The 13543-nt window shown below is 42.9% G+C and carries 16 protein-coding genes and 1 pseudogene; 8 read left to right on the top strand and 9 right to left on the bottom strand.

The window, feature by feature from the left end:
- Window positions 1-38: 38 nt before the first annotated feature.
- From A0256_24035 to A0256_24015, 5 genes are all read right to left on the bottom strand, one after another.
- Window positions 39-1196: an ABC transporter permease gene (locus A0256_24035; protein AMR34302.1), complete on the bottom strand. Its 1158-nt coding sequence runs from the start codon at window positions 1194-1196 to the stop codon at window positions 39-41.
- A 99-nt stretch (window positions 1197-1295) separates the two neighbouring features.
- Window positions 1296-2060, bottom strand: coding sequence for an ABC transporter ATP-binding protein (locus A0256_24030; GenBank protein ID AMR34301.1), 765 nt, complete (start codon window positions 2058-2060; stop codon window positions 1296-1298).
- A gap of 105 nt (window positions 2061-2165) precedes the next feature.
- Window positions 2166-2378, bottom strand: coding sequence for a hypothetical protein (locus A0256_24025; protein AMR34300.1), 213 nt, complete (start codon window positions 2376-2378; stop codon window positions 2166-2168).
- A 369-nt stretch (window positions 2379-2747) separates the two neighbouring features.
- Window positions 2748-2981, bottom strand: coding sequence for a hypothetical protein (locus tag A0256_24020; GenBank protein AMR34299.1), 234 nt, complete (start codon window positions 2979-2981; stop codon window positions 2748-2750).
- Between the two features lie 25 nt (window positions 2982-3006).
- Window positions 3007-3333 (bottom strand): hypothetical protein, encoded by a 327-nt coding sequence (locus A0256_24015; protein ID AMR34298.1) that lies wholly within the window; start codon window positions 3331-3333, stop codon window positions 3007-3009.
- 246 nt (window positions 3334-3579) lie between these two features.
- Here A0256_24015 and A0256_24010 point away from each other — a divergent pair, with 246 nt between their 5' ends.
- A complete protein-coding gene (locus tag A0256_24010) occupies window positions 3580-4119 on the top strand; it encodes a hypothetical protein (protein ID AMR34297.1) in 540 nt (179 codons plus the stop codon).
- 183 nt (window positions 4120-4302) lie between these two features.
- On the opposite strand, the gene A0256_24005 is transcribed toward A0256_24010, so the two are convergent.
- Window positions 4303-5403 carry a carbamoyl phosphate synthase small subunit gene (locus A0256_24005; protein ID AMR34296.1) on the bottom strand — a complete coding sequence of 367 codons (1101 nt, stop codon included), beginning with the start codon at window positions 5401-5403 and terminating at the stop codon, window positions 4303-4305.
- Between the two features lie 505 nt (window positions 5404-5908).
- Here A0256_24005 and A0256_24000 point away from each other — a divergent pair.
- The 4 genes from A0256_24000 (at window position 5909) to A0256_23985 (ending at window position 8145) form a co-directional block, all read left to right on the top strand.
- Window positions 5909-6724: a 3-methyl-2-oxobutanoate hydroxymethyltransferase gene (locus tag A0256_24000; protein ID AMR34295.1), complete on the top strand. Its 816-nt coding sequence runs from the start codon at window positions 5909-5911 to the stop codon at window positions 6722-6724.
- A gap of 112 nt (window positions 6725-6836) precedes the next feature.
- Window positions 6837-7559, top strand: a complete 723-nt coding sequence (locus tag A0256_23995) for an RNA pseudouridine synthase (protein ID AMR34294.1) — start codon at window positions 6837-6839, stop codon at window positions 7557-7559.
- Between the two features lie 62 nt (window positions 7560-7621).
- Entirely contained in the window at window positions 7622-7852 is a 231-nt protein-coding gene (locus A0256_23990) for a hypothetical protein (protein AMR34293.1), read from the top strand.
- Window positions 7852-8145, top strand: coding sequence for a hypothetical protein (locus tag A0256_23985; GenBank protein ID AMR34292.1), 294 nt, complete (start codon window positions 7852-7854; stop codon window positions 8143-8145). The genes A0256_23990 and A0256_23985 overlap by 1 nt, the downstream gene beginning before the upstream one ends.
- A gap of 234 nt (window positions 8146-8379) precedes the next feature.
- Here A0256_23985 and A0256_23980 read toward each other — a convergent pair.
- Both A0256_23980 and A0256_23975 read right to left on the bottom strand, forming a co-directional pair.
- Window positions 8380-8736, bottom strand: a pseudogene (locus tag A0256_23980) (DNA-binding protein).
- Between the two features lie 55 nt (window positions 8737-8791).
- Window positions 8792-9778, bottom strand: coding sequence for a 2,3-diketo-L-gulonate reductase (locus tag A0256_23975; GenBank protein AMR34291.1), 987 nt, complete (start codon window positions 9776-9778; stop codon window positions 8792-8794).
- Between the two features lie 177 nt (window positions 9779-9955).
- Between A0256_23975 and A0256_23970 the strand changes: the two genes are divergently transcribed.
- Window positions 9956-10465 (top strand): hypothetical protein, encoded by a 510-nt coding sequence (locus A0256_23970; GenBank protein AMR34290.1) that lies wholly within the window; start codon window positions 9956-9958, stop codon window positions 10463-10465.
- A gap of 45 nt (window positions 10466-10510) precedes the next feature.
- On the top strand, window positions 10511-11089 hold the full coding sequence (locus A0256_23965; GenBank protein AMR34289.1) for a phosphoribosylglycinamide formyltransferase: 579 nt from the start codon (window positions 10511-10513) through the stop codon (window positions 11087-11089).
- Between the two features lie 270 nt (window positions 11090-11359).
- Here the strand turns inward: A0256_23965 and A0256_23960 are convergent, their stop codons facing one another.
- Complete coding sequence (locus tag A0256_23960) at window positions 11360-11767, bottom strand: hypothetical protein (protein ID AMR34288.1); 408 nt, start codon at window positions 11765-11767, stop codon at window positions 11360-11362.
- Window positions 11768-11935: 168 nt separating this feature from the next.
- Between A0256_23960 and A0256_23955 the strand changes: the two genes are divergently transcribed.
- Window positions 11936-13462 (top strand): bifunctional phosphoribosylaminoimidazolecarboxamide formyltransferase/inosine monophosphate cyclohydrolase, encoded by a 1527-nt coding sequence (locus tag A0256_23955; GenBank protein AMR34287.1) that lies wholly within the window; start codon window positions 11936-11938, stop codon window positions 13460-13462.
- Window positions 13463-13543 lie beyond the last annotated feature (81 nt).

The following is a 13543-nucleotide window of genomic DNA, read 5'->3' as shown; positions in this document are numbered from 1 at the left end:
GCAGCTAACTAATCGGGCGGTGCAAATTCCAAACCGGCTTACTCCCATTTAAATGTTTTAACAGCAACAGCATAAACACCAATTCCCCAAAGTAACAGGATAAATAACTGATGGGTCACATCCCCTAAACCTGCACCTTCAAATGCAACTTTACGCATAGCGTTGTTAAGATGGGTGAGGGGTAAGGCATTACTTACATACTGCAGCCATTTAGGGAAGGCTGTTACCGAAAAGAAGGTGCCCGATAACAGGAACTGCGGGAGCGTAATAATATTTGATAATGGCGGAACGGTACTCTCATTTTTTGCAATGCCCGAAACCGTAAAGCCAAATCCCATAAAAATGATGAGCCCTATCGCGGAGAGGACGAGCATATTCAATACCGTAATTATACCATGAATCAAGGTGAAGCCAAATACAAAATGACCCACCATGATAATGAACAACGCGCCGAGCAATGAGAAAACGATCCTCGCCAGTGCCTCACCCAACACGATGCTGTAGCGCTTTACCGGAGTTGCAAAAAAACGTTTGATCACTAAGGTCAGCCTCAGGCTGATGAATACGAATGCCGTACCAAATACCCCGCTGCTCAACAGCGAGAAACCCAATTGCCCAGGGAGGATAAAATCGATATATTTATACTTGCGACCAGCAAGGGTGGTTTCTTTCAGTTCCGCAGCTGGTGACGGCAGAGTTTGCCCACTCATTGATTGGTAGGCAGAATTTACTTTGTTGAGGATATTCGTTAATACAGATTGCAATATGGCACCCTTCGATGATGATGTGGTGTACTGCACATTTACCGTTAGCTGGGATTTCTCTGCTTGAGAGCCGCGTGAAGCGGGCAGTTGTGGATAAATGGTCCATCCATTTCCATTTTTACGGATATCGATAATAGCATCTATAGAACCTTTTGAAAGGTTCTTGTTCATCTCATCAGCACTTTGGTCTGTAATTAAGTTAACTATCTTAACCTTTTTCAGGGCTTTGTAAACGATTCCTGTGGTATCGCAGCTTTTAGCTACACCCACATCTACGCTTACACCGCCGCCGCCGATGTTGGCAAAAACCAATATAAAAATAAGCGGGAAGGCCAAACTAAACACCACCGCCGAAGGGCTGCGGATAATTGAGGTAAAGCTTGCCTTCGCAATTGCCAGCGTAGCTCGGGTGTTACTGTAAGGTTTGTTCATTAGTTCAGCGGTTCATTAGTTCATTGGTCTTATGTATGTAGTCTGCTTTTCTGACAAGGTAATTCTGCTCCCCCTTCAGGGGGCTGGGGGGCTCTATGCTTACCCTTCCCGCCACTCTTTACCCGTAAGGGTGATAAAAACATCCTCCAGGTTGGCCTCTTTTACTTGTTTTTTACGCTCAAAACCGGTGGCGATCAGTTTATCAATAAAATGATCCGGGGTGTCGATGCCTACGATATGGCCGCCATCTACAAAGGCTACACGGTCGCACAATACTTCTGCTTCGTCCATATAATGGGTAGTGATGACCACGGTGGTGCCGCTATCGCGGATCTCTTTGATCAGATCCCACAGGTTACGGCGGGCCTGCGGGTCAAGCCCGGTGGTAGGCTCATCCAGGAATATGATACGTGGATTGTTGATCAACGTGGTGGCAATAGAAAAGCGTTGCTTCTGCCCGCCGGATAGGTCCTTGTACTTAGCTTTTGCCTTATCGTTGAGGGCCACTTTCTCCAACATTTCCGCAGGTGTTTTGCTAATGCCATAGAGGCCCGAGAAAAGGGTGATCAGTTCGGACAAGTTTAAATTGGGATAATAACCCGCTGCCTGTAACTGTACGCCGATAATTTTCTTGATGCTGTCTGCATCAGTATCGATAGAGAAGCCGTCTACCGTAACTTCGCCCGATGTTTTGTCCCGAAGAGTTTCGATGATCTCGAGCGTAGTGGTTTTGCCGGCGCCGTTAGGCCCCAGTAGCCCAAAGATCTCTCCTTCATAAACCTCAAAACTAATGCCTTTTACAGCAGCAAAATCACCATAGTTTTTAACCAGGTTATTTACGGTAATAATAGGTTGTTTTACCATACTGTAAATATGCAATTCAATTATTGAATTTCATCATCCAATAGTACAGTAATGCATTAGAATTCAATTAGATTTCAAGGATGCGGATTGCTTTATATCGGTAAACTACTTTTTGCCTTTTTTTAGCTCGCTTTCAGATTTCAGCACTTTACTACCATTTTCTTGTTTAACATCATAAGCGGGCTCATCTTTGGTGGCTTTTCTTTTGACCATGCTCCCCTTGATGGTTTTGCTTACGGTTTCGGTATGCTTTGCTTCTATTTTGCCCTCAGCTTCTGATGCGCCCCATTTCCAGTGTACGGTATCTCCCTTTTTCATACTAGATTGTTTGGAGTGGATAAAGCAATTAGGCTGCCAATATTGAAGGCTATTTTGGTATTTCTTGTTTACGTTTAAAATTTAGAACCTTCACAAACAGGCCCGAACGTCCCCGAACAAGCCCGAACGCCCCCGAACAAGCCCGAACAGCAGTAAGTTTTTGGTTTTGCGATTCACAGGCATTATTAATAGTATAAATGTATTAAACGTGGCACAACATGCAGCCAACGGTGGTGATGATCATTACAGCGCTAATAGCTACTGCGATCATGGTATAAAGTGTTGGGATGGTGAATGAGGTTGTCATGATGGATTTGTGTTGTTTTACACTACAAAAATGCATCACGATAGGCAATTCAGTTAGCGATATTAGGCGAAGTAACCTAATTTGTCGGTAAACGCGTAACGGGAGCGATAAGCGAAGTTGATGTAATCGGTGAATGGCGCAGGCAGCGGTGAATGGCGGTAAAGCTCCGCCGAAACGTTGCATTTATTGATTGCAATGCCTGTTGCACGGCGCATAATTAAACCTTTGGCAGTTGCTGGCGTCTTAAATTTTGCAGGCATTTTAGATTCTTTCCAAAATGCCTGCTTTTTCTGCATAAATAGGATAGCGGCGGAACAACGTTCATCGTTGCGATTCTACCAATGCATATACTTCCTGCATATAAGCCGCTTCGTCCATCGCTGCCTGAAAATCTTCCCACTCATCTATAGTGAAAGTAAACTGGATATCGTTGGTGGGGGTACGCATCACTATCCTTTCCTGCCCATCCGGAAATGGGAATGAGTTTTTCACAAAATCCAGGTCTGCCGAAAACTCCTTAAATTCTGTGAATTGCCCCGGCGTAAAACTGAGGATGAGGTTACGGTTCCATATAAAAATGCATTGGCATTCGGCACACCGGCTGATTACTGCGGCCCCTTTCTGACTGAGAATTTTTGCATCGCACATAGGTAGATGATTTTAAAATTTGTGCCTGCTTTAACAATTTGTGACGTTTAACGTTACTCACCGTAAAGCAGGTCTTAAGCTTTTCCGAACTTATTTAGGTTCATACTGCCAAAGTAAAGCGTTATTTAGAATAAATCCAAATAAAAATAAGGATGTTTTTAGATGAGGTACTGTTTCAGTTTAACACAAATGCTTGCTGTTATGCGAGGCAATGCTTAATTTAGCTTATAAGCAAAATAAATTTCAATGAAAAACCTTCTACTCGTTACTGTGATTGCATTGGCAGTTACGGCTTGTAAAACTGCCGATAAAAAACCGGCTGCCGGTAGTACGGCCACCGTCTATACCTTGCCGGATGATAAAGCGATAACGCAGGCTGTGCGGGAAGCCTACTTGGCCATTAGCTTTAAAAAAGGGGAGCAGCCCCGTTTTGATGAGATCCAAAACTATTTTATCCCCGAAGCACAACTGATCAACTTTCGCACCGACACAGCCGATGTTAGCAGTATAAAACGTTTTGTTGCGGCCTACAAAAAGTATGTGGCCGATAACAAGGTGCAGTTATTTTACGAAGAAGAAATTTATGGTAAAAACGAGCAATTTGGAAAAATTGCACACCGTATAAGTACGTACAAAACTTATTTAAATACCATGGATACCGTATCCGAGCGTGGGGTGAACAGCTTTCAGTTGGTAAAAACTCCAACAGGCTGGAAAGTAAGCAGCATCATATGGGATGTTGAGCAGAAAGATATGCCGGTGCCGGCTTATTACCTGCAGAAGTAAATGTAGAGGTGCGGATGCCACCGATCAAATGTGCAGCTGATGCATCAATAAAAAATGAAAAGCCTTTCAAGTGCTAAACTTGAAAGGCTTTTTTATCTGAGCACTGATTTGCTGGATGTACTAAATGTAACTTTAAAAATATTGCTGCTTATTCGCAGGTCTGCACATTCGAAATCTGCACAATTACTTCATCATTCCGATAAAATCATCAAACAGGTAACGGCTATCATGCGGGCCTGGAGATGATTCCGGGTGATACTGTACCGAAAATGCCTTTTTATCTTTTACACGAATTCCTTCTATAGATTGATCGTTCAGGTTTACGTGGGTTATTTCAACCTTATCAGATGCCCTTACCGCCTCCTGTACCACACCAAAACCATGGTTTTGTGAGGTAACCTCGCAGTGATTAATGATCACATTTTTTACAGGATGATTTAAACCGCGGTGCCCGTTAAACATTTTCTTAGTTGGAATATCATTAGCCAAAGCCAGTAATTGGTGACCCAGGCAGATACCAAATAATGGTTTATCTGCTTCCAATATTTCCTTAACGGTTGCTATAGCGTAAGGCATCGCTGATGGATCTCCGGGCCCGTTGGAGATAAAATAACCGGATGGGGCAAAATCCTTCTCCATTTCGGCGAAGGTAGTTTTGGCCGGATATACCTTGGCGTAAACATCACGGTCGTCAAAATTACGAAGAATGTTTTTCTTTACGCCCAAATCAAGCACAGCTACCCGGTAGGCTGCACTTTCGTTTCCAAAGGTGTAGGTTTCTTTGGTAGATACCACGGAAGATAATTCCAAACCATCCATATCGGGCGCTTCTGCCAGTTTCGCTTTAAGTTGTTCCAGATCTAATATTTCTGAAGATATAACGGCGTTCATAGCGCCTTTATCACGAATGTGGCGTACCAGCTGGCGGGTATCAATATCTGAAATCCCAACGATATTTTGTTCCTGGAAATAATCCTGGATAGATTCATTTGCCTGCTTGCGGCTGTAAGCTATATTATAGTTTTTGCAAACCAGCCCGGCTATCTGAATCTGTCCCGATTCAACTTCCTCGTTGGCGATGCCATAGTTGCCTATGTGCGCATTGGTGGCCACCATTATCTGGCCAAAATAAGAGGGGTCAGTAAAGATTTCCTGGTAACCGGTCATCCCGGTATTAAAGCAGATCTCGCCGGTAGTTGTACCTATTTTGCCTGCTGCCTTACCGTAAAATACGGTGCCGTCGGCCAATAATAATACCGCAGGTAACTTGGTGTAATGGTTCATTTTGCAAAAAAATTAAAAGGGTAATTTGATCGGATTTTCTGGCACGAAGTTCCGTAAAAATGGCATGGAAGAATGAAGTAAAACACCTCTTTATTCACGGCGCAAAAGTAGGAATTAAATTTAGAAAAGCGAAGTGTTGCCTTTTGTTTTTTATGAAAAACAGTTGTAGCTGATGATGGCTATTTATCCCGATGCCCCCAAAAAAACGTGGTTTTTAAACAGTGTGTGCACCAATAGGGTCTTACAGATAAAAAAGGAAGGAAATTTTTAAGATAAAAATTACGCGGCTTACGATCGGTATGATTCATAGGCTTACCGCAATACATACAAGGGTAAATTTTTTCGTCCATTAAAAAGTATAGTTCGGTTTATAAAAGGAGGAGACTCTAAAGTAGTAAGTTTTTCATTATATCAAAGAATATACGTATAAAACATCCCATGGATTTTCGTTCGGTAAAAATACCAGCGGAGTTTCTAACTTTGCGTTAAATAAGCACCAGCTAAAATGTCGGTAAACAAGGAAGTAAAACGCATTACCACGCACACCCTGCAGGAAATGAAGAACCGCGGCGAAAAAATTGCCATGCTCACAGCGTACGATTATTCGATGGCTGCTATAGTTGATAACGCCGGGATGGATATTATTTTGGTTGGTGATTCGGCCTCCAATGTAATGGCCGGTCACGAAACTACATTGCCTATTACCCTCGATCAGATGATCTACCATGCTTCATCGGTAGTGCGGGCAGCCAGGCGGGCGCTGGTGGTGGTTGATCTTCCCTTCGGTTCTTACCAGGGTAATTCCAAAGAGGCACTTGCGTCTGCGATACGCATCATGAAAGAAGCTGGCGCACATGCGGTTAAACTGGAAGGCGGCGTGGAAATAGCAGAATCCATTAGCAGGATCCTAACAGCAGGTATCCCGGTGATGGGGCACCTGGGCCTTACACCGCAATCGATATACAAATTTGGGACTTATACGGTGAGGGCCAAAGAGGAGGCAGAAGCCGCGAAGCTAAAAGAAGACGCCTTAAAACTGCAGGAGCTAGGTTGTTTTGGTGTGGTGCTGGAAAAAATTCCCGCAAAGCTGGCCAAAGAAGTTAGCGAAAGCTTAAGTATCCCAACCATTGGCATCGGCGCAGGCCAGGATTGCGATGGGCAGGTATTGGTTATTCACGATATGCTGGGAATCAACAAAGGTTTTAAACCCCGCTTTTTACGGCAGTATGCCAGTTTGTACGATGTAATGAATGATGCCATTGCTCATTATGTGAGCGATGTGAGGGCCCGAAACTTCCCGAATGAGAAGGAAAAGTATTGATAAATTTGCAGATGTACTAATATGCAAATGAAGGGCTTGGAACTTCGAAGAAGTGCATGTGCAAATTAAACACGACAAACCGGAATTGACAATCCTAAATTTGAAATAAAAAGTGGCCCGACCAGAACATAATTATATTAATCTTGATATTAGCGATAAGGATATTCTTTTTGAAGATAATCACTTAATTGCTGTTAACAAAAGGGCGGGTGACATTGTACAGGTGGATGATACCGGCGATGAATCGCTGGATGACAAGGTAAAAAATTACATCGCTAAAAAATACAGTAAGCCAAACGGCGCATTTCTGGGGGTGGTACACCGGCTGGACAGGCCCGTAAGCGGGGTGATCTTATTCGCTAAAACCAGCAAAGCGCTTGAGCGGATCAATAAGATGTTTAAAGGCCGGGAGATGCATAAAACCTACTATGCCATTGTTCGCAAACGCCCGCAGCCCGAAGCCGGTAACCTGGTGCATTACCTCATTAAAAATCCGCAAAAAAACGTTACCAAAGCGCATGATAAGGAAGTGCCAGGCAGTCAGCGGTCTGAGTTGAATTATAAACTGGTTGGCGAGCACGATGGCTATTATGTAATTGAAGTAGATCCGATAACCGGTCGCCCGCACCAGATCCGCGTACAGCTATCTACCCTGGGCTGCCCCATTGTTGGCGATAATAAATATGGTTATCCTCGCGGAAGTTTGCGCAAAAGCATTTGCCTGCATGCCCGCCGTTTGCAGTTTATCCATCCTGTAAAAAATGAACCGGTACTGATTGTAGCGCCATTGCCTAAAGATGGTTTCTGGGAAAAGTTTGAGGGACTGGTGAAGTAGATGTTTGTACATAATTATATTTTTTATAACTTAGTACAGTACCGGTTTTAAAAGACAACAATATGAATTTGCAATATATTTCTGACAGTGCAGGAGAGACGACAGGCGTGTTTATCCCTATCAACGAATGGAATGAATTGAAAGACAGATACAAAGATCTTGAGGAAGAAGAGGTCAGTATTCCGCAATGGCATGTCGATATAGTGCGGGATCGACTTAATGTGCATGAAACAAACCCTAATGAAATAATAGATTTCCGTAAAGCGATGGCTGATCTCGCAAAAGAATTCTGATGTATAAAATTGTTTTTTTACCATCAGTCATTCAGGATATCAGGGATGCGAGTTATTGGTATGAGTCTAAAAAGGCAGGCTTGTCGAAAAAATTCTTGGCTGAAGTTTACAACAAAATTAGTGTCTTAGAAAACAGTCCGTACCTTTTTGCAGTAAGATATGATGGTACGCGAGTAGCTGTTTTGAGAACATTTCCTTTCATGGCTCACTATATCGTGAACGATGAAACAAAGACTGTTAAAATCATTGCTATCCTTCACACAATCCGTAAACCCGCATCCTGGAAACGCTGAAATAATTAAATACAACCTATTTATCCTTTTGTAACTGATCCAGGAGATTATCCCACTCTTCATCTGTAAAAGGTTCCGTTGACGGGGATTTTTCAACCGCTTTAATCAACGTAGCATTGTTTTTTTCCGGTTTTAAGGCCGAAGGCAGTAGTTTCACCTGCTGCCATAATCTCCTCCGGAGAATACGATGTATGTTGTCTCAATAAACTCATTGAATATTTTTGGGGATAACAGCTAATAAGCCTGCACTAAAACTTGTGTCGGAATATTGAGGCTTTGATGTAGCAGGCGAATTATCTCTAATGAAAGCTTTCTTTTCTTATTAAGAATTTCACTGGCCCGGCTTTTTAAACCTATTATTTTTGCCAAATCTTTTTAATTATATCCCATTTGGTCCATTCGGAATTTTACAGCTTCTATCGGATCAGGTAGATCAATCGGGAAATGCTCATTCTCGTATTTTTCAATTATGATGCCTAAAATTTCAAGTTCGTCTAATTCTTCCGAACCTGTTGGCGCGTCAAAGATTACTTCGAGTCTACTTAGGGCTTGCTCGTAATCCTGTTCATTTTTTATTGGTTTGATTGTCATATATTACAAAGTGTGTAAGAATTGTCTAATTTAAAGTTTTTCCAAATACAACCAATTACATGTCCCTCACCACCTTCCAAATCTCCGGATCCACAACTACCCCCTCTTCCATATTCTTTTCCCTTGTACGTAGCATATTTTCGCCGGGGTACAGTATTTCCTCCCCCGCAATAACTTCGCTGCTTTTAGCATATGCTATGATTTCGGTGATCAAATCTTCGCTTTGACCGAAATCTGCTTTTATGCAAATGAATACTTGTGATACACCGGTTTCTTTTACGCCACGTTCGGTTATTGCAGCTGTGGAGTTTCCTCCGCTCAATACAGTGGCCAGCAGGTCAAGCATCAGCGATAAGCCCGACCCTTTCCAGAAGCCGATCGGCAGCGCGCGCTTAGTGGCCATGATGGCTTCCGCATCATTTGTCAGGTTTCCCTCGCTGTCGTATCCTCCCGGCAGGGGCAATTGCTTTTGTTGCCCCTGGTACTGCCACAATTTACCGAAGGAGTATTGCGATAAGGCCATATCGAGCACAATATGTCCGCCCGTTTTGGGGACAGCGATCACCAGCGGGTTGTTGCCCAGCCGCGGTTCTGTGCCGCCCCAGGGTGGCAGGTTGGCTTTAGTGTTAGAAAAACAGATGCAGAGGTAACCGGCATCTGCGGCTTGCAAACCGTAGCTGCCGCCACGCATCCAATGGTTGGTGTTTTTTATGGCGATACAGCCAATGCCATATTCCGCCGCTAGTGCTATTGCCCTCGCGGTGCAAAAGGTTGCATTGAGGGGGCCGGGTCCTAAATTGCCATCCCATTGTTCTATAGCGCCAAAGCTGCTTACTTTAGTTGGCCCCGAGCCGGGTATTACCAGTCCTTCTTTTACATATTCAACAAAAACAGGGAAGCGATTCAGTCCGTGTGACACCACACCATCTCTGCTGTTATTGGCAAACATGGTAGCACAGGCATCTGCATTACCTTCGGTAAATCCGATTAGTAACAATACCCGGTTAAATTCGGCTTTTAGTTGAGAATAGGGAATGCGCATAACTTTGCGATTATTTGATGTATCCTTATGGGCCGCAATTTAGAAACTTAATATTGAGCTGCCATAAATATGGTGTAATATAGGGGGTTTTAAAATAATGCCGTCAGAATGCAGTTATATTTACCTAGCCCTCAGCAGGTATGTAAAGGGAATTTCTATTTTTGCTGTTATTAACAAATGAAGAAAAAACTAAGTTTATGGTTTTTGCCGGTGCTGCTGCTATTTGCTATGGCAGTTAACTCTTGTAAAAAAGAAGATAAGAGCAATATCCCCAGCTTGTTAACAACAGGGCAATGGGAACTGGCTTCGCTGTTGGTTTATCATAACATAGGCGATAGCCAGATATCCGTTGATACGCTTAATACTAACTGCGATACGTCCCAGATGTTTAAGTTTTTTAAGGATGGCAGCTGTACTTATACCAACTTTGACTGCAAGCCGCAGCCTACAGCAAACGGCACATGGAAACTTAGCGACACTAAAATAACTTTAGTTGCCGATATCACCTGCCAGGATACCATTACTGGTAGCGGTACTTCAAAACCTTTTTTAAACTCGCAGATTGTTAACCTGGGAGAGTATTCCCTGGTGCTGCAAACGGGGGATATACAGCCTTATTACGCCGCCAACCAGCCGCGGGTGATTTTCCGCTATGGTTTTATACGGCAAAAGGTTGTTAATCGATAATTTGTTTAATTTTTATATTTTGCAGCATAAAACCCATTAGTTATTTTGAAAAAGAGAATTGCCATTTTTGCTTCAGGATCAGGGTCCAATGCTCAAAAGATAATGGAGCATTTTAAGCGTAACGCCGACGCTGAAGTTGTATTGATATTGACTAATAACCCGCAAGCATACGTTTTACAGCGGGCCGATAATTTCGAGATTCCCTCGCATGTATTTACCCGCCGGGAGTTTTATGATACCGACGACGTTATTGCCCTGCTTAAAAACCTGCAGGTAGATATTATTGTACTGGCCGGTTTCCTGTGGCTGGTGCCGCCAAGTTTGTTGAGCGCTTTCCCTAATAAGATCATTAACCTGCACCCTGCGCTGCTGCCCAAATTTGGCGGTAAGGGGATGTATGGCGATAACGTACATAAAGCTGTTTTAGCCGCCGGTGAAGAAGAATCGGGCATTACCATTCACTTTGCCAACACCCAGTTTGACGAGGGCGAGATCATCCACCAATCGCGGTTTAAAATAGAGCCCGGTGATAATTTGGAGATGGTGAAATTTAAAGTGCAGCAATTAGAACATATGCATTTTCCGAAGGTGATTGAGACTTTATTGAAGAAGATGCGGAGCTAATTTTGGAGATTAAACACCGGAGGTTAGCGTTTAGTTAAAATAAAATTATAAAAACTAATATTGGTGATTTTATGGATCATCTCATAATAGCTTTGGACACCAAATTAATTGATGAAAATACTTATCGGTCTTGTATGTATGACTGTGAAGAAATCAGCTAAATGCTAAACGGTTATCTGAATTATTTGAAAGCTAAGGCTAATAAAAAATAATCTAGTCGACCAGAAAAAATCCGAATGGATGGGATATTCACCTGTAACCGCTAATCTTTTACTTTTTCACAAAAAGATCAGAGCAACCTTCTATGCAAATAACCGGTCCTTTTGGTCCGAGAGATAACGAATTGCCTTCTATCCGAAAAAAATAATCTTCGTAATTGCTGCCATCGGCATAGGTCATGGTGATCGTCACACTATCTTTAATGGTGTATTTTTTATACACATTAGCGGGTGTCCAGGTCATCGATCCATCTGCATTTAGTTGCAGGTAATCGTTGCTGTTTTTTGCAGGAACAAAATATTGTGGCCCGCCATTGCTTTGTTTACTGCCGATATAGGTCCATTTGCCCGTTAGCGATGCATTCGGTTTTTTGTTTTTTGGGCTATAGTCTTTTGAACATGCGGCCAATAGTACCAGCAGTACCGTTATAACCAATGAACTTTTGAGGAGGTATTTCATAATAGGCCTTTTTAACAATACGCAGTCACAACGAAAAATGCTACAGTATTTGATTTTTCCCGCTAGAAATTAAATTACACGCCATTATCCATTTGAAAAAAACTAATTACAAAACGCTGATCTCTAATCTGTAATTCATACCTTTGCGGCTCAAAAAACGCACCGCTGATGAGCCAGTCTGTTCAAATAAAAAATGCCCTTATTTCCGTTTATTACAAAGATAACCTCGAGCCGATTATTCACGAGCTGAACCGACTTGGAGTTAATATTTATTCAACCGGTGGTACCGAAACTTTTATCCGTGATTTGGGGGTTGATGTGATAGCCGTTGAGGATCTTACCTCTTACCCGTCTATATTGGGTGGCCGCGTAAAAACCCTGCACCCGAAGGTTTTCGGTGGTATTTTATCGCGCCGTGGCTTGGAGAGTGACCATCAGCAGCTGGCACAATATGAAATACCGGAGATAGACCTGGTCATCGTTGATCTTTACCCGTTTGAGGAAACTGTAAACTCTGGTGCAGGCCAGGAAGATATCATAGAGAAAATAGATATCGGCGGCATCTCATTGATCCGTGCGGCAGCCAAAAACTTTAAAGATGTAGTGATCGTGGCCTCTAAGGACGATTACGGCATGCTGGAAGAAATGCTGAAAAGCCAGGAAGGTGCAACCACTATTGATCAGCGCCGAACTTTCGCCCAAAAAGCTTTTAATATATCATCCAACTACGATACTCATATTTTTCAATATTTCGACCAGACGGAACCAATGCCTGTTTTTAAACAAAGCATTCAAACCAGCCAGACTTTACGCTACGGAGAAAACCCGCATCAAAAAGGTACGTTTTACGGTAACCTGGATGCCATGTTCACTAAGCTGAACGGCAAGGAATTATCCTACAATAATTTGGTGGATGTTGATGCAGCGGTGGCATTGATCGATGAGTTTACCGACCCAACTTTTGCTATTTTAAAACATACAAATGCTTGCGGTATCGCTTCACGCTCTTTTGTTAAAGAGGCATGGATAGATGCTTTAGCTTGTGACCCGGTATCGGCATTCGGCGGTGTACTGATCACCAACGGAGAAGTTGATGCAGCAACCGCAACGGAGATCGATAAGATTTTTTACGAAGTGCTGATTGCACCGGCTTATACTGATGAGGCTATCGCAATTTTGTCGGCCAAAAAGAACAGGATCGTTTTGATCCGTAATGTGGTTGAGTTGCCACTGAAGCAATTTAAAACTTTACTAAACGGCGTTATTGAGCAGGACAAGGACCTGGTTGTAGAAGGCCCTGACCAAATGAAATCGGTTACCGATAAGGCTGCTACTGCCGAAGAGTTGAAAGACCTTTATTTTGCTAATAAGGTGGTTAAACATACTAAATCTAATACCATAGTATTCGCTAAAAATAACCAGTTAATGGCAAGTGGTGTAGGCCAAACGTCGCGTGTAGATTCGTTAAAACAAGCTATTATTAAAGCTGAAAGCTTTGGCTTTGATCTAAATGGTGCAGTAATGGCGTCTGATGCTTTTTTCCCTTTTCCGGATTGCGTTGAAATAGCTGCGGATGCAGGTATTTCGGCGGTATTACAACCGGGTGGTTCTATTAAAGATCAGGACTCGGTTAACATGTGTAACCAAAAGGGCATTGCTATGGTTACCACAGGGGTGAGGCACTTTAAGCACTAAAGTTAACGGGCAACGAACGGTGCGCGAGGAAAAATCAAGTAGCTGATTTATTAGTTGGTAGCGTTGCGCGTTAGGGGTAGC

Source organism: Mucilaginibacter sp. PAMC 26640, from assembly GCA_001596135.1.
Taxonomy (GTDB): domain Bacteria; phylum Bacteroidota; class Bacteroidia; order Sphingobacteriales; family Sphingobacteriaceae; genus Mucilaginibacter.
The sequence above is the reverse complement of the archived record's forward strand: the minus strand, read 5'-3'. Positions and strand labels throughout refer to the sequence as shown.